The sequence below is a fragment of the Nostocoides sp. genome (assembly GCF_035343835.1).
GTDB classification, from domain to species: domain Bacteria; phylum Actinomycetota; class Actinomycetes; order Actinomycetales; family Dermatophilaceae; genus Nostocoides_A; species Nostocoides_A vanveenii.
Genome location: NZ_DAOQZV010000050.1, coordinates 1 through 16386, shown reverse-complemented (window position 1 = coordinate 16386; position 16386 = coordinate 1). Strand labels below are relative to the sequence as shown.

The window sequence follows — 16386 nt, the reverse complement described above, 5'->3', positions numbered from 1 at the left end:
CGGCGTGCGCACCCTGCGGACCATCGATGACGCCCGCGGCCTGACCGCGGCCTGCGTCAACGCCCGCCGGGCCGTCGTGCTCGGTGCCGGAGTGCTGGGCCTGGAGGTCGCGTGCGGACTCGCCCGCCGTGGCGTCCGGGTCACGATCGTCCACCCCAAGGCGACCATGATGGAGCGGCAACTCGACGCCACCGCCGGCAGCGCCCTGACGGCCACCTTGCGCGAGTTGGCGATCGAGGTGCGACCGGGCATCGCCGCGCGCGGCGTCCTGCTCGATGCCGACGATGCGATAAGTGCCGTCACGCTGGCCGACGGCACCCACGTGCCGTGCGATGTGCTGGTCATCGCCGCTGGCGCGATGCCCGACATCGCCCTGGCCAAACGCGCCGGCCTGGCCACCGACCGCGGTGTCGTGGTCTCCGAGATGCTCCAATCCCCCTCGGATGGCAGGGTTTTCGCCATTGGCGACTGCGCCCAGCCGCGCGAGGGCGGCTCCGGCCTGGTCGCGCAGGGGTGGAGTCAGGCGCGGCGGCTCGTCGCTCGCCTGACCGGCTCCGCCCCCGCGCCCGATGCACCGGCGGCCGACGACATCGTCCGTCTCAAGGCCCCCGGCCTCGACGTCGTGACGATGGGCGTATGCGGCGTGGCCCGCCCCGATCTTCCGGGTCACCGCAGGCTGTCGGTCTCCGACCCCGGCATCGGCCGTCACATCGAACTGGTGCTTCACGACGGCGCTCTCGTCGGCGCGACCTGCGTCGGCGCCGGCCGGCTGGCCAGCCTGTTGCTGACGACCTATTCACTGCGCACGCCACTACCGAGCGACCCATTGGCGCTGCTGCTCGACAGGAGTGCCTTCGCGGGCGGCGCCTCGGCGACAACCACGGCGGGCGTGGTCTGCAAGTGCAACTCGGTCACCCACGACCATCTGGAGAAGGCCATCGACGGAGGGGCACGCGATCTGGACGCCCTGGCCGATCGGACCCGGGCCGGGACCGGTTGTGGCAGTTGCCGCGACGACCTATGCGCCCTGCTGGCCTCTCGCACCCAGGCCGTCACCCCCGTGAAAGCCATTTAACGCCAAGGAAACACGGCCACACCGACCGTGAAACACCACCTTCCTAACGTTCTGGACATGGAGGACACCATGCACTCCGAATCGACCGCGCCCCGCCGCCTGCTGATCATCGGCGGCGGTATGGTGGCGCGCCGTCTCACCGACGCCATCCGCGACCGCGACCAGGCGGGCACCTGGCAGGTGACCGTGCTCGCCGAGGAGCCCCGCGCGCCCTATGACCGGGTCGCTCTGACGACCTACTTCAGCGGGCGTGCCCCAGAGGACCTCGCCCTCGGCGACCAAGCCCTCTGGAACGACCCGCTGGTCACCCTGCGTCGCGGCGTCGCGGCCACGGCAATCGACCGCTCCGAGCACCACGTCACGGGCAGCGACGGCCGCACCTATCCCTATGACGCGCTCGTCCTGGCGACCGGCTCGTATGCCGCCAAGCCCCCGGTCCCGGGCAACGACCTGCGCGGCGCCTTCGTCTACCGGACGGTCGACGATGTGGCCGACCTGCGTCAGTATGTCGAGGACTTGCGCGAGCGCTCGCCCGAGCGATCCCCGCGCGGCGTCGTCGTCGGCGGCGGTCTGCTTGGCCTCGAGGCAGCTGGCGCGCTCAATGCCTTGGCGGTCGCGACCACAGTCGTCGAGTTCGCCGACCGGCTCATGCCGCTGCAGGTCGACGCCGGCGGCGGCGAGGCCCTGCGCCGGCTGATCGCCGGGCTCGGCGTGGATGTGCGCACCTCCACCGCGACCGCAAAGGTGACCGGGGAGCGCGGCCGAGTCGCGGCCATGCACTTCGCCGACGGCTCCCACGTCCGCGCGGATGTCGTCGTCTTCGCCACCGGTGTCCGCCCGCGCGACGAACTGGCTCGCAGCACCGGCCTCGAAGTCGGCGAGCGCGGTGGCGTGATCGTCGATGAGCGTTGTCGCACAAGCGATCCGGCGGTTTGGGCGATCGGCGAGGTGGCCTGCATCGACGGCCGCTGCTGGGGCATCATCGCCCCCGGCTACGCCATGGCCGAGGTCGTCGCCGACAACCTGCTCGGCGGCGCCGCGACCTTCCCCGGCGCCGACACGGCCACCAAGCTCAAGCTGCTCGGTGTCGACGTCGCGAGCTTCGGCGACGCCTTCAGCACCGGCGAGAACTGCCTCGATGTCGTCATGTCGGACCCAGTGGCCGGCGTCTACAAGAAGCTCGTCCTCTCCGATGACGCACGCACCCTGCGCGGGGGGCTGCTCGTCGGTGATGCGCGTGCGTATGCGGGGCTGCGGCCCATGCTGGGCCGCCCCCTGCCCGGCGATCCCGTCAGCTATCTCGTGCCCGAGCAGGCGGGCGCGCCCGTCGCTCTCGACCTGCCCGACGATGCCGCCATCTGCTCCTGCAACAACGTCGCCGCTGGCACCGTGCGCGGTGCCGTCACCGAGCACCACTGCACCGATCTGGCCGCCGTCAAGGCCTGCACCCGGGCCGGCACGAGCTGTGGTTCGTGCCTCCCGTTGGTCAAGAAGCTCGTCACCACCGAGCTAGAAAGGGCCGGCATCGAGGTCAGCACCGCCTTGTGCGAGCACTTCGCGCTCTCGCGAGCGGAACTCTTCGACGCGGTCCGGGTGACCGAACTGCATACGTTCACCGAGATCATCGAGCGCCACGGCACCGGCGGGCGCGGCTGCGACATCTGCCGGCCCGTTGTCGCCTCGATCCTCGCCAGCCTCTTCAACGAGCACATCCTCGGCGGCGACCGAGGGTCGCTGCAGGACACCAATGACCACGTCATGGCCAATCTGCAGAAGGACGGCTCCTACTCGGTTGTCCCCCGCATCCCCGGCGGCGAGGTGACCCCCGAGGGGTTGATCGCGATCGGCGCGGTCGCCCAGGAGTTCGGGCTCTACACCAAGATCACCGGCGGACAGCGCATCGACCTCTTCGGCGCGCGCATCGACCAACTCCCGCAGATCTGGCGCAAACTGATCGACGCCGGCTTCGAGTCCGGGCACGCCTACGGCAAGTCGCTGCGCACGGTGAAGTCCTGCGTCGGTTCGACCTGGTGCCGCTACGGCGTGCAGGACTCGGTCGGCTTGGCGATCCTGCTGGAGTTGCGTTATCGCGGCCTGCGCTCGCCGCATAAGCTCAAGCTCGGCGTCTCCGGATGCGCCCGCGAATGCGCCGAGGCCCGCGGCAAGGATGTCGGGGTCATCGCCACCGAGAACGGATGGAATCTTTATGTCGCCGGCAACGGCGGTTTCACCCCCAGGCACGCCCAACTCTTCGCCGAGGATCTGAGCACCGAAGAACTCGTGACGGCGATCGACCGCTTCCTGATGTTCTACATCCGCACGGCGGACCGGTTGCAGCGCACCGCCCCCTGGCTCGACGCCTACGAAGGCGGGATTGACGCGTTACGTCGTGTCGTTCTCGAGGATTCCCTCGGGATCGCCGACGACCTTGATGACGCGATGAGTCGCCACGTCGGCAGCTACCGAGACGAGTGGGCTGCCGCCCTGGACGACCCCGAGACCCTCGCGCGGTTCGCGTCCTTCATCAACGCCCCCGAGGTGCCCGACGACTCCTTCGCCTATGTGGCCGAGCGCGGCCAGCCCCGCCCGGCCCGGCCCGACGAGCGCACAAGCGCCGTCCTCATTGCCGGAACGACCCTGGGAGTGCGGTCATGACCACGACCACCGAACCGATCGTGCCCTCCGACCTCGCCGACACGGAGTGGATCCCCGTGTGCGATCTACACGAATTGCCGTATGAGCGCGGCGTCGCCGCCCTTGTCCACGGCGTCCAGATCGCGCTCTTCCGCACCCTCGACGACAGCGTCTTCGCCGTGCAACAACATGATCCCTACTGCGGGGCGATGGTCATCTCCCGCGGTCTGGTAGGCACGCGCGGTCCCGCAGCGACCGTCGCGTCGCCGATGTACAAGCAGGTCTTCGACCTCGCCACTGGCGCCTGCCTCGAGCCACAGGGCAAGGAGCCGATCGCCCTGCGCACCTGGTCGGTGCTCGTCCGCGGCACCGAAGTGGCCATCGGGATCACCGCGCGCACCGAGGGGGAGGTCGCATGAGCACGCGCGGGCGAGTCGTCCTCGTCGGCGGCGGCCCGGGTGCCGCGGACCTGATCACCATGCGGGGCTTCCGGGCGCTCATGTCCGCCGATGTCGTCATCACCGACCGGTTGGGGCCGACGACGCTGCTCGACGATCTGCCGCCGGAGATCGAGGTGATCGATGTGGGTAAGCGGCCGGGTGCGCACACGGCCACACAGGAGGAGATCAACGCGCTCCTGATCGATCACGCCACTCGGGGCCGAAAGGTGGTGCGGCTCAAGGGCGGTGACGGCTTCCTGTTCGGCCGCGGCGGTGAGGAAGTCGCCGCCTGCCACGAACACGGCATACCGGTCGAGGTCGTGCCTGGGGTCAGCAGTGCCCTGGCGGCGCCCGCCGCCGGCGGAATTCCGGTGACCCACCGCGGGCTTGCGGACGGCGCGCTGGTCGTCCACGGGCACCAGCCGATCGCGCCCAAGGCCTGGGGCCTGCTCGCCGACGGCACCACCACCTTGGTGCTCCTCATGGCGATCGGCAATCTGCAAGGACATGTCGCCGACGCGCTCGCTGCCGGGGTAGACCCGCAGTGTCCGGCCGCGATCATCGAACGCGCGAGCATGCCGGACGAACGGGTCACGCGGACCTGCTTGTGGACGCTGGTTCTCACAGCGGCGACGGCGGAGGTGCGCGCACCCGCGGTCGTCGTCCTCGGCGGGGTGGCTCATGCCGCGGCGCTCGAGCCGAAGGTGGCCCACGCGTCCTGATGAGTGCAACGACTCTGGAGCACGTCCTCGGCGGTTATGTCGTCCTGGTCACCGCAGACCGCCGTTCGGGCGATATCGCGGCTGCCCTGACCCGCCGTGGCGCGAGCGTGCGCCATGCACCGGCACTGTCGATCGTGCCCCACCTGGACGATGCGGCCTTGGTCGCGGCCACCGAGCGGCTCCTGGACGATCCACCGGATGTCATCGTCGCGACGACCGGGATCGGCTTCCGCGGATGGCTCGAGGCGGCGGACGCGGCCGGTCTCGGTGAGCGACTGCACCCAGTGCTGGCGGCCGCCCGAATCGTGGCCCGGGGGCCGAAGGCGAATGGCGCCGTGCAGCAGGCGGGCCTGCGGCCGGACTGGGTGGCGGAGTCGGAGACCTCGGCCGAGTTGCTGGAATACCTTCTGGCAGAGGGTGTGTCGGAGCAGTGCGTCGCGGTGCAGCACCACGGGGCCGGGTCGGACGGCATCGATGAGGCACTGGCTGGCGCGGGTGCGCGGGTCGTGCCACTGGTGGTCTATCGGTGGGGACCGCCGAAGGACCCGGGCGCGCTCGCGCAGTCGACTGTGGCCGTGGCCGCGGGCGAGATCGATGTCGTGCTCTTCACCTCCGCACCCGGCGCGACCGCGTGGTTGGCCGCCGCCGAAGCTGCCGGGACGCTGCCGACAATCGTCGAGCGGTGCACGAGCGGCGACACCATCGCGCTGGCCGTCGGCCCGGTGACCGCCGCTCCCCTGGTTGCCGCGGGCATCGTGCCTGTGGCGCCGGACCGCGGCCGGCTCGGCTCGATGATCCGCGCACTCGTCGGTCACGTCCAGGGTCGCGAGGGCGATGTGGACACCCGGGCCGGCACTCTGCGGGTGCTGCGCTCGGCGGCGCTGCTGGACGGCACGCCGATCCCGCTGACCCCCGGCGGCCTCGCGGTGCTTCGCGTGCTGGCGGACGCCGGTGGCCGGGTCGTCTCGCGTCAGGAACTGCTGGCAGCGCTCCCCGGCGACAGCGCTGATCCGCATACGGCCGAAGTCGCCGTTGCCCGCGTCCGCGACGCTGTCGGCCCCGACCTGATCCACACGGTCGTCAAGCGCGGCTACCGACTGGCCATCTGATCCGGACCCGCCACCCCCAACGACGCGCTCGCCCGCCCCCCGAACCGCCCGCCGTCACCGTCCGGCGCCTTGCCCCGTATGCCGCCCCCTCACCCGCGCCTTTCGCGCGCGGTGACGACGCGGCTGGCGAAGGCGACCTCGGTCCGGTACCCCAGCGCGTGATAGATCCGCCGGGCGCTGTCATTGTCGGCGTACATCCCGAGCGTCACGGCGCCGTCGGCCCGCACACCTGGCCGGGTCAAGGCAGCGGTCACGGCCGCGCCCAGCCCCTCGCCGCGCCGGTCAGGGCGCACAGTGATGCCGGCGAGCGCGAGAATGCCGCCCTGATTGGGTTCGGCGGACCCGCACGCGGCCAGCTCTCCAACCGCGCCCGCCACACCATCGTCGACGACCCCCACCCAGCGCTGGCCAGCTCGCGCGAAAGGCTCTGCGTCGGTGCGCGGATTGTGCTGTGCGAGAAAGGCAATCAATCGCTCGGCCCACTCCGGTCCAAGCTCCAGCACCCTGCCCTCGGCGCTCGACAGCGGTGGGTTGACAGTGGTGACCATCCATTCCCAGTCGCCACCCGGCCCCAGGCGGAAGCGCTCCCGCAGATCGTCGAGCAGCGGCGCCGGCACACTGATCAGGCCGGCCCTCGCCTCGGCAAAGAGCAGGTCGGCCAGCTCGGGCTGTGCCAACAACTGCGCCTGCGCATCGAGCCGCCTGCCGATCAGGGAGATCACCGCCCCGCGCTTCGCGCTGTGCCGGACCAGGGCGACCGCACCCCCGCCGGGATGGGCAAGCCCCTCCAGCGGTGCGTCCGGCGCGAACTCGTAGCGGACGAACGGGTGAGCGCCGCTCGCGGCCATCGCCTCGGCATACGTCCCGATCCGAAGGACTCGCATGCTCAGGCGCGCGCCACGACGTAGAGCCGCTCGGTCGCTGCTTCCGTGGCTCCTGGGCCGCGGACATACCACTCATCGACTTGGGCCCCCGCAGCGACGACGGCTGCGAGGACGTCCTGCCGGTCGTGCAGCACGAAATCGAGATCCGTTGCGACACCGAAGAGTTCGTCGACGTGATGGATGGCGTTGCCCACATGCACACTGAACGCGATCAGTCCGTCCGGCGCCGTGATCCGACGCAGGGCCGCGAGCACGCCGGCGAGTTCGGAGCCACTCAGGTGCCCGAACGCAAACCACGCGGTGATCGCGCCCCACGCGCTCGCCTGCGCCGGCCGCAGCAACCGGCCGTAGTCGCCGACCTCGAAGGTGAGCGTCGGATGGCGCTCGCGCGCTTGCGCAATCATCGCCGGGGCGAAGTCGAATCCGACGACCTCGGCGCCCGCATCGGCGAGCGCGGCCGTCGTCTGACCGGGCCCGCAGCCGATGTCGGCGACCGGCCCCTTGCTCTCCTGGGCGATGCGGGCGAGCAGCCAACGGTCGAATGGCTTGTGCGCCAACTCATCCGAGAGTTCGTGGGCATAAGCGACCGCCAAATTGTTGTAGGCCGTTCGCACCCGCGCGTCACGCGCGTCCGCCCCGTCGGCGAGGACGATGTCGCGGTCGACGGCTGGCTCCGCGGACTCGGCGACCGCGGGAGTGGGCCCGAGCAGGTGCATCCAACGCGGGTCGTGCTGACCGGCCTTGCGCGGCAACTCCCACACCAGCGGCTCGGGGCGGTCGGCCAGCCGTTCCAAGACCTCCTCGACATCGGCGCGGTCACCGAACGCGTGGAGGCGTTCGGCACGGGTCTTGAGTTCGCCGGGCGCCTGCTCACCCCGCAGCAGCAACAGCGTGATGAGCGCCCGCTCGTCGTTCGCCAGATCGAGCGACTCAGCGAGCCGCTGGTGGTACTTCAGCACCCGTGACCCGGCACCGGACCAGACGATTCGCACCAGGTCGCGATCCTTGAGCTCTCGGCAGCGCGTCTCGATCTCCTGCGCGGTATAGGCGCTCACTGGATCGCGGCTGGTCGTCTGATTGCACGCGGTCTGTAGGGCATTGAGCGATAGCGGATAGCTCGCCGGCACCGTGACCTGCTTCTCCATCAGCGCGCCGAGGATCCGCTGGTCCAGCGCGTCGAGAACCGGCAACCCGTTCATACCTACGACCCTAGGACCTATCGCCACACGTCGAGAGGGTCGGGGGCGCCGCGACGTTTTGGAGCTGAGTCCCACGCTCTGCGTGGGCGAACCTCGTGGGGCGCGTTCGCCGTATCTACGATGCGGGGGTGGTCTCTGAATCCCGTCAACGCTTCCGCGGCCAGATCGCCGGCTTCGGCACCACCAGCGGGACGCGGATCGTGATCGGGCGCTGGACGCAGAGCCCCTTCGGCGCTTTCGCTGACGTGATGATCGAGACCGGGGACGGCCGCCGGCTGCTGCTGGCACCGATCGATGAGGTGGCCGACTTCGTCGCGAGCACCTACACCTTCGACGAGGTCCGCCTCGTCCCCGTGACGGTCGATGCGACCGATGACCAATGGATCATCCAAAGCCCCTGTCTGCGAGCGACATTCGACCTCGGCGGGCGAACAGTCCTCGGCCGTATGCTGCGTGCCCTTCCGCGGCCGCTCGCCGGCAGCCCGCGATGGGCTCGCCTGATCGGGCCCATCGCCTCGCTGATCGTCCCCGGCGTGCGCACGGTCGGGACTGCGCGCGCGGGCCGGGTCGAGTACTACGGCGCGAGCGACAACCGGGCCATCACGCGCGTGGGCGCGACCCTGGACGGCCAGCAGCTCGGCGCCCTGGCCCCCGTCGAGCCGCCCTGCCGGTTCGGCTTCTCCTCGACCCCGTCACGCCCGAGCGTGACCAGCGTCATCACCACCATCGACGACGCCCCGCCCGCTGCCCGCAGGCGCCGGCTCCTCCGTTGACAGCTCGCGCAGGCGCTCCAGCACGGCCGCTAGTCCGGGATCGTCGCTCACCGCCCGAGCGGCCACGCCCGCAACCCCGGCGTGCAGGGCATACCACCGCATCCGTTCCCCGAAGTCCTGATCGACCGGACCATAGGCCGCGAGCGCCGCGGCCACGACCGGACCGGCCGGCTGGCTCGACGCGATCCGCGACCGTTACGAAAGCCGCCGTTGTCCTCTCGCGCAAGCGCAGCGCCTGCGATCCCGACTCGACCAGGCCAGCCGGCGGTTCCGCAGCGTGCAGGCGTCGCAGGAACACACCCAGCGTCCCGTCGAGGCTCACCGAATCGGTGACCGCAACGAGGTTGGCCGGCACTCCGGGGACCTGGGTCAGGAGCAACGCTCCCGCGCCGGGGTCGAAAGCTAGCACGTGATTGGTCGTCAGGCTCGAGTGCGCACCGACGAACTCGAGCAAAGCCGCGTCGGTGGTCGTGACGGCTCCTTGCTCCGCCTGGTCGGTGAGCTTGCCGATCCGCAGGATCAGCGGCTCGTCTCCGGTCTCGAGCGACCACGCGACATTGTCCCAACCCTCGCCGACTTCGACCAGCAGGGCACCGGCGAGCGTCGGATCGAGTTGGGCGAGAACGGCATACGGGTCGATATCGCGGCGGGGCAGCCTCACGCCAGCTCGCCGAGCCGGTCGAGGAAGCCGCTCTGAGCTGCGACCAAGCGCCGGCGCGCGACGTCGAGCCCGCACCACTCGACCCGGTCGATCTCAGGGAACGTCACCTGGCGGCCGGACCGCGGCGGCCACTCCATCATGACCCTGGCACCGGCCGAGAGGTCGACGTCAATGTCGCCTGCGACGAGGACGACGTAGGCCTGCACGACCTTCCCCCCGGACTGCCGCACCGTCCCGATGTCAAACCACTCCCCTGCCGGCGGCGCACTGCCCGTCTCCTCGCGCCACTCCCGCGCGGCCGCGGCCTGCGGCTCCTCGGTCCCTAGGTCGTACTCACCCTTGACGATGCTCCACGCCCGGTCGTCCTTGCGCGCCCACAGGGGCCCGCCCATGTGCGCGATCAGCACCTCGATCGCCCCTGCCTCACCGACCCGCACCGGCAACAGCCCGGCGCTCGTGCGTCCACGCGCGGTGGTCACGAGGTGACCCCACTGACATACATCCATCGGCCGCCGCGACGGGTGAAGGTGCTGCGTTCGCGCAGTACGCCACTGTCGTCACCGGCGCGCCAGTGCGCGGCGAACGCGACCTCACCCGTGGCATCGCCCGCCTCGCCGGCGACCACATCGATGACGTCGAGCCGTTTCCACTCGGGCCCCTCCGCCGCCAGGTCCACGTCGCACGGTCGGGTCTTCGGGTGCCACGTCCGCAGCAGGTGATCCGCCGCGCCCACGACGTATGCCGTGTAGCGCGATCGCATCGTCGCCTCCGCCGTAGGGGGCGGGGTGCCGTCGATCACATAGGCCGCGCAGCACGCGGCATACGTCCGGTCCGTGCCGCAGGGGCACGGGCCGGACGCCGTCACCTCGGGGATGGCCTGCTCAGCTCGCTGCCGGCGTTGCGTCATCGCCGGCCTCGACCTCGGGTTCGGGCGAGGCATCAATACCGGCCTCGGCCCGCTGCTCGGGGGTGATAGGGGCCGGCGCTTCGGTCAGCGGGTCGTAGCCGCCGCCAGACTTGGGGAAGGCGATGACATCGCGAATGCTGTCGTAGCCGCCCAGCAGCATGACGATCCGGTCCCAGCCGAAGGCGATGCCGCCGTGCGGTGGCGCGCCGAACTTGAAGGCGTCGAGCAGGAAGCCGAACTTCTCCTGCGCCTCGTCGGCGGTCAGGCCCATGACCCTAAAGACGCGCTCCTGGACCTCGCGGACGTTGATACGGATCGACCCACCGCCGATCTCATTGCCATTGAGCACCATGTCGTAGGCATAGGCCAGCGCTTCGCCGGGCCGGGTCTCGAAGTCGTCGACGAACTCCTTGGTCGGGCTGGTGAAGGCGTGGTGCACCGCCGTCCACGCACCCCCGCCGACGGCGACATCGCCCGCGGCGACCGCGTCCGAGGCCGGCTCGAAAAGGGGCGCGTCCTTGACCCACAGGAAGCGCCAGTCGGACTCGTCGATCAGCCCGCACCGGCGGCCGATCTCCAGACGCGTGGCACCGAGCAGTGCCCGGGCGCCCTTGGCCGGCCCGGCCGCGAAGAAGACGCAGTCGCCCGGCTGCGCGCCGACGTGCGCGGCCAGCCCGGCGATCTCGGTCTCGGAGAGGTTCTTGGCGACCGGCCCACCGAGGGTGCCGTCCGCACCGACCAGGACATACGCCAACCCCTTGTGCCCGCGCTGCTTGGCGAACTCCTGCCAGCCGTCGAGGGTTTTTCGGGGCTGGCTCGCCCCGCCGGGCATGACGACCGCACCGACATACGGGGCCTGAAAGACGCGGAAGGTCGTGTCGGCGAAGTAGGTCGTGCAGTCGATGAGTTCGACGCCGAAGCGCAGGTCGGGCTTGTCGGTGCCGAAGCGGGCCATCGCGTCGGCATAGGTCATCCGTGGGAAGGGCGTCGCCAACTCGACCCCGATGATCTTCCAGATCTCGGCGACGACGGCCTCGCCGAGCTCCATGATGTCGTCCTCGGTGACGAAGCTCATCTCGATGTCGAGCTGAGTGAACTCCGGCTGACGGTCGGCGCGGAAGTCCTCGTCGCGGTAGCAGCGAGCGATCTGGTAGTAGCGCTCCATGCCGGCGACCATGAGCAGCTGCTTGAACAGCTGCGGGCTCTGCGGCAGGGCATACCAGGAGCCCGGCGCCAGGCGCGCCGGCACCAAAAAGTCCCGCGCCCCCTCGGGGGTGGACCGCGTCAGCGTCGGGGTCTCGATCTCGACGAAGTCGCGCTCTCCCAACACCTTTCGTGCGGCGGCGTTGACCTTGGAGCGTAACCGGATGGCGTGGCCGGCGTTGTGCGCGCCCGGCCGGCGCAGGTCGAGGTAGCGGTGCTTGAGGCGCGATTCCTCGCCGACGCTCGTGCGCTCGTCGATCGGGAAGGGCAGGGGCGCGCTCGGCGCCAGCACCTCGATGCCTTCGGCGACGACCTCGATCTCGCCGGTGGGCAGGTCGGCGTTGACATTGTGCTCGGAGCGTGCCACGACCGCACCGATCACCCGCACGCAGTACTCATTGCGCAGGTCGTGCGCCGCACCGGTCAGCACCTCGTCGCGCGCGACGACCTGGACGATGCCGCTGGCATCCCGCAGATCGATGAAGGCCACGCCACCGTGATCGCGCCGCTTGGCCACCCAGCCGGTGAGGGTGACGGTCTGGCCGGTGTGCTCGGCACGCAGGGTGCCGGCTTCGTGGGTGCGAAGCACTGATCTTCCTTCGTTCTCGGAGGTCGCGCGGGTCGATGGCGCCCGACCATTATCCCAGCCTGTGCGGGCCGGGCTGACGCCATGTGCGTCCCGCCGGTGGGAAACTGCGCTCGTGAGTCACCCTGCAACCGCGACCGGTCCCGTCTTCGTCCGCTCCGACTACGTCGTGCTCGCCGGGGGTGCCGCCGCCGTCCTGCTGGCCGGTGTGACCCGGTATGCCGGCGGGGGCGAGGTGCTCGCCTTCTTCTGCTCCGCGGTGGCCGTGACCCTATTGGCCGCCCTTGTCGGACGCTCGGTCGAGCAATTGGGGGATCGCTTCGGGCCTGGCGCGACAGGCGTCCTGCAGTCCGCGCTGGGCAATCTGCCCGAGCTGTTCATCGCGCTCTTCGCGCTCAAGGCCGGCCTGGTCGCCGTGGTGCAGGCCGCGCTCATCGGCTCGATCCTGGCCAATCTGCTGTTGGTGCTGGGCATGTGCTTCGTCGTCGGTGGGCTCAAGCACGGCCCGCAGAACCTGGACTCCAAGCGCGCCCAGTCGATCATCGTGCTCATGGTGCTCTCGGTGGCCGCCATGGTCATCCCGAGCATCGCCCACTATGTGCACACGCCCGTGAGCGCCCACGAGAGCACCTTCTCGATCTTCGTCTCCGTGATCCTGCTGCTCGTCTTCGCCGTGACCTTGCCGGCGTCGCTGAAGCGCGGCGGCGAGACCGAGGCCGAGGGGGTCGACATGCACCAGGAGCCGCCGCGGTGGCCGCTCTGGCTCGCCGTCGCGCTCCTCGCCGCGGCCGCGGTGCTCGCCGCCTTCGTCAGCGACTGGTTCGTCACGGCCCTGGAGCCGGCGATGGCCTCCTTGCGCATCTCCGAGGCCTTCGCCGGTCTGGTCGTCGTCGCCATCGCGGGCAACGCGATCGAGAATGTCGTCGGCATCCAACTCGCATCGGCAAACCGCTCCGAGTACGCGTTCTCGGTCGTCATCAACTCGCCCATGCAGATTGCCCTCGTGCTGGCGCCGCTGCTGGTGATCCTCAGCCACGTTTTCGGCTTCGCGGCCCTGACCCTGGTCTTCTCACCGATGCTGGTGATCTCCGTCGTCGTCGCGGTGATCCTGACGGCCTTCATCACCTTCGACGGCGAGTCGACCTGGGCCGAGGGCGCCGCGCTGATCGCCGTGTATGCCGTGATCGCCGCCTCGTTCTGGTGGGGCTGACCTACCGCAGCCAGGGGGTGTCCAGCGGGCGCAGCCCGCGCCACCCGTCGGCGCGCAGGGCGTGGGCACTCAGGACGGCGATCACCGTATGCGGGTTGTGCAGGCGCCCGGCGAGCACCGCGGCGTGCGCCTCGTCCAGCGCGACCCAGCGCAACGGCATACCGGCCTCCTCAGCGGTGCGCGTATGCCGTTCCTCCTGCGGCACCTGCGTCAGCCCGCGCGCGAGGAAGATCCGGATGGCCTCACTGGTGAAGCCGGGCGTGGTGAAGTAGTCGATAAGCACCGAGAAGTCCGCCGCAATCAGGTCGGCCTCTTCGGCCAGCTCCCGCCGGGCGCAGTCGAGCAGGGGCTCATCCGCGACATCGCGCAGGCCGGCGGGGATCTCCCAGCTGCGCCAGCCGATCGGGTGGCGATACTGCTGGACGAGCGCAATCCGGTCGTCGTCGTCGATAGCGAGGACCGCCACCGCCCCGGGATGGGCGATCAAGTCGCGTTCGACGATGCCTGCGGCCCCAAGGTCGACACGGTCTCGGTGGACATCCCAGACCAGACCGGCATAGGTCGTGCGCGTCGCGACGACGGGCTGTGGATCCGGCCGGTCGGCGAATAGGTCGTCCACTAGGCGTCCGCCGGGACCGCCGGCGGGTCCACCTCCACCAGGCGCGAGCCGCGCTGGCGGTCCAAGGCCGCGCCGATCAAGCCGGCGAAGAGCGGGTGGGCCCGGTTGGGGCGCGACTTGAACTCCGGATGTGCTTGTGTCGCAACGTAGTACGGGTGCACATCCGCGGGCAGCTCGACGAATTCCACGAGCTGACCGTCGGGCGAGGTGCCACTGAAGAACAGTCCGGCGTCGGCGATCTGGTCGCGGTAGGCGTTGTTGACTTCGTAGCGGTGGCGGTGCCGCTCCTCGACCTGGGTGGCCGCATAGGTCTGGGCGACGACCGATCCGGGGGCGAGCTGCGCCGGATACGAGCCGAGGCGCATCGTGCCGCCGAGGTCGCCGGCACCATCGACGAAGGCGCGCTGCTCGGCCATGGTCGCGATGACGGGCGCCGGCGTCTGCGGGTCGAACTCGCTCGATGACGCCCCCTCGATCCCGGCGACGTGCCGGGCGTACTCGATGACCATGCACTGCAGGCCGAGGCAGATGCCGAGGGTCGGCACCTGGCGCTCGCGCGCCCAGGTCAGCGCACCGAGCTTGCCCTCGATGCCCCGAACGCCGAAACCGCCCGGCACCAGCACGGCGTCGACGCCGCCGAGCGCCTTGGCCGCACCGGCCGGAGTCTCGCAGGTGTCGGAGGCGACCCAACGGATCCGGACGCGGGCGTCATTGGCGAAGCCGCCGGCCCGCAGCGCCTCGGTCACCGAGAGATAGGCGTCCGGCAGATCGATGTACTTGCCGACGAGCGCGACCTCCACCTCGTGGGCGGGCCGGTGGACCCGGCGCAGCAGCTCGTCCCAGTCCCGCCAGCCGACATCGCGGAAGCCGAGTCCCAACCGCCGGATGACATAGGCATCCAGACCCTCGGCGTGGAGCACCTTGGGGATGTCGTAGATCGACGGGGCGTCGACGGCCGCGGCGACGGCGTCGATGTCGACATCGCACATCATCGAGATCTTGCGCTTGATCGGCTCGGGAATCTCGCGGTCGGCACGCAGCACGAGCGCGTCGGGTTGCAGGCCGACCTGGCGCATCGCGGCCACCGAATGCTGCGTCGGCTTGGTCTTCAACTCGCCGCTGGGAGCGAGATAGGGCACCAGCGAGACGTGCAGGAAGATCGAGTTGTCCCGGCCCAGGTCGTGCCGGACCTGGCGGGCGGCCTCGAGGAAGGGCAGCGATTCGATGTCGCCGACCGTGCCACCGATCTCGGTGATGATGATGTCGGGCGGGTTGCTCCCGGAGGCCTGAGCCCGCATCCGGGCCTTGATCTCGTTGGTGATGTGCGGGATGACCTGCACGGTGTCGCCGAGGTATTCGCCGCGGCGTTCCTTGGCGATCACTTCGCTGTAGACCTGGCCGGTCGTCACATTGGCATTCGCTGCCAAGAAGACGTCGAGGAAGCGCTCGTAGTGACCGATGTCGAGGTCGGTTTCCGCGCCGTCCTCGGTGACGAAGACCTCGCCGTGCTGGAAGGGATTCATCGTCCCGGGATCGACATTGAGGTAGGGATCGAGCTTCTGCATCGCCACCGAGAGCCCACGGGCCCGGAGCAGATTGCCGAGACTGGATGCCGTCAGTCCCTTGCCGAGGGAGGAGGCCACGCCTCCGGTCACGAAGATGTGTTTGGTCGTGGTCGCCACGGGCTTCTACCCTACTGCCTCGATCAGTCCGGAATAGTCAACGACCCACTGGGCGACCATTTGCGGTGAGGTCGGCCAGGCCGCCGCTCGTTCCCGGCCGCGGTCGCCGGCCGTGCGCCCGGCCTCGGGATCCTTCAGGAGCGATTCCAGAGCACGGGCAAGAGCCTGCGGATCCCGCGGGGGAATCAGGACACCGAGACCGTCGAGCAGGTCAGGCAGTCCGCCCACCGCGGACGCGACGACCGGCACGCCGGCGGCGAGCGCCTCTTGCACGACCAGCGCGCGTGCTTCCCAGGTGCTGGTGAGCGCGAAGACGTCGGCGGCCAGCAGCAGCGCCGATGGATCGGCGACCGGTCCGACGAACCGGACACCGGTCTCGCGTGCGCGCAGCTCGAGATCGTGCTGCAACTCGAGGATCCCCGCGCCGGCGACCAGCCAAGCCGGCCGGGTGTCCAGGAGCTGCGCCGCGGCGACGAGGGTGCCGAGGTCCTTTTGCGGCGCGATCCGCGAAATCGTTACGATGAGGGGCTCCTGCTCCCCGATCCCGTATGCCGTGCGCACAGCGTCGCGGGCCGCCTGCCGGTCCGCGTCCGTCGCCGAAAGCGTCAGCACGCCCGTCGCGCCTTCCGCCACCGTCGCCGCAGCAGCCGAGGTGATCGCCGGCGCGTTGTCATTGAGGTCG

The 16386-nt window shown here is 70.2% G+C and carries 16 protein-coding genes; 7 read left to right on the top strand and 9 right to left on the bottom strand.

The features are described 5' to 3' along the window. From PKH97_RS05605 to PKH97_RS05585, 5 genes are all read left to right on the top strand, one after another. Nucleotides 1-1075: FAD-dependent oxidoreductase (locus PKH97_RS05605; protein ID WP_324386423.1), on the top strand; the 1075-nt coding region annotated here is incomplete at its 5' end. 57 nt (nt 1076-1132) lie between these two features. Further along, nucleotides 1133-3730 carry a nitrite reductase large subunit NirB gene (nirB, locus tag PKH97_RS05600; RefSeq protein ID WP_324386422.1) on the top strand — a complete coding sequence of 866 codons (2598 nt, stop codon included), beginning with the start codon at nt 1133-1135 and terminating at the stop codon, nt 3728-3730. Then, nucleotides 3727-4128 carry a nitrite reductase small subunit NirD gene (gene nirD, locus PKH97_RS05595; protein ID WP_324386421.1) on the top strand — a complete coding sequence of 134 codons (402 nt, stop codon included), beginning with the start codon at nt 3727-3729 and terminating at the stop codon, nt 4126-4128. The genes nirB and nirD overlap by 4 nt, the downstream gene beginning before the upstream one ends. After that, complete coding sequence (cobA, locus tag PKH97_RS05590; protein WP_324386420.1) at nt 4125-4871, top strand: uroporphyrinogen-III C-methyltransferase; 747 nt, start codon at nt 4125-4127, stop codon at nt 4869-4871. The genes nirD and cobA overlap by 4 nt, the downstream gene beginning before the upstream one ends. Beyond that, a complete protein-coding gene (locus PKH97_RS05585) occupies nt 4871-5980 on the top strand; it encodes a uroporphyrinogen-III synthase (RefSeq protein WP_324386419.1) in 1110 nt (369 codons plus the stop codon). The genes cobA and PKH97_RS05585 overlap by 1 nt, the downstream gene beginning before the upstream one ends. An 89-nt stretch (nt 5981-6069) precedes the next feature. Here the strand turns inward: PKH97_RS05585 and PKH97_RS05580 are convergent, their stop codons facing one another. Then, the gene (locus PKH97_RS05580) at nt 6070-6828 is read right to left on the bottom strand and encodes a GNAT family N-acetyltransferase (protein WP_324386418.1); all 759 of its coding nucleotides are present in this window, start codon (nt 6826-6828) and stop codon (nt 6070-6072) included. A 38-nt stretch (nt 6829-6866) separates the two neighbouring features. Then, entirely contained in the window at nt 6867-8063 is a 1197-nt protein-coding gene (locus tag PKH97_RS05575; protein ID WP_324386417.1) for a DUF480 domain-containing protein, read from the bottom strand. 128 nt (nt 8064-8191) lie between these two features. Between PKH97_RS05575 and PKH97_RS05570 the strand changes: the two genes are divergently transcribed. After that, nucleotides 8192-8836, top strand: coding sequence for a hypothetical protein (locus PKH97_RS05570; RefSeq protein ID WP_324386416.1), 645 nt, complete (start codon nt 8192-8194; stop codon nt 8834-8836). On the opposite strand, the gene PKH97_RS05565 is transcribed toward PKH97_RS05570, so the two are convergent. The 4 genes from PKH97_RS05565 to aspS are packed head-to-tail and all read right to left on the bottom strand — an operon-like array spanning nt 8781 to nt 12196. Next, nucleotides 8781-9497 (bottom strand): hypothetical protein, encoded by a 717-nt coding sequence (locus PKH97_RS05565; protein WP_324386415.1) that lies wholly within the window; start codon nt 9495-9497, stop codon nt 8781-8783. The genes PKH97_RS05570 and PKH97_RS05565 overlap by 56 nt on opposite strands. Then, nucleotides 9494-9976, bottom strand: a complete 483-nt coding sequence (locus PKH97_RS05560) for an NUDIX domain-containing protein (protein WP_324386414.1) — start codon at nt 9974-9976, stop codon at nt 9494-9496. The genes PKH97_RS05565 and PKH97_RS05560 overlap by 4 nt, the downstream gene beginning before the upstream one ends. Then, nucleotides 9973-10404 (bottom strand): YchJ family metal-binding protein, encoded by a 432-nt coding sequence (locus PKH97_RS05555; RefSeq protein ID WP_324386413.1) that lies wholly within the window; start codon nt 10402-10404, stop codon nt 9973-9975. Before PKH97_RS05555 ends, PKH97_RS05560 begins: the two co-directional genes overlap by 4 nt. Continuing rightward, on the bottom strand, nt 10379-12196 hold the full coding sequence (aspS, locus tag PKH97_RS05550) for an aspartate--tRNA ligase (RefSeq protein WP_324386412.1): 1818 nt from the start codon (nt 12194-12196) through the stop codon (nt 10379-10381). The genes PKH97_RS05555 and aspS overlap by 26 nt, the downstream gene beginning before the upstream one ends. Before the next feature lie 112 nt (nt 12197-12308). Between aspS and cax the strand changes: the two genes are divergently transcribed. Continuing rightward, nucleotides 12309-13403, top strand: a complete 1095-nt coding sequence (cax, locus tag PKH97_RS05545) for a calcium/proton exchanger (protein WP_324386411.1) — start codon at nt 12309-12311, stop codon at nt 13401-13403. Between the two features lies 1 nt (nt 13404). Here the strand turns inward: cax and PKH97_RS05540 are convergent, their stop codons facing one another. The 3 genes from PKH97_RS05540 to PKH97_RS05530 form a co-directional block, all read right to left on the bottom strand. Further along, complete coding sequence (locus tag PKH97_RS05540) at nt 13405-14022, bottom strand: NUDIX hydrolase (protein ID WP_324386410.1); 618 nt, start codon at nt 14020-14022, stop codon at nt 13405-13407. Continuing rightward, nucleotides 14022-15704: a CTP synthase gene (locus PKH97_RS05535; RefSeq protein ID WP_324386409.1), complete on the bottom strand. Its 1683-nt coding sequence runs from the start codon at nt 15702-15704 to the stop codon at nt 14022-14024. The genes PKH97_RS05540 and PKH97_RS05535 overlap by 1 nt, the downstream gene beginning before the upstream one ends. Before the next feature lie 6 nt (nt 15705-15710). Then, a partial coding sequence (locus PKH97_RS05530) for a glycosyltransferase (RefSeq protein ID WP_324386408.1) occupies nt 15711-16386 on the bottom strand: 676 nt, incomplete at its 5' end.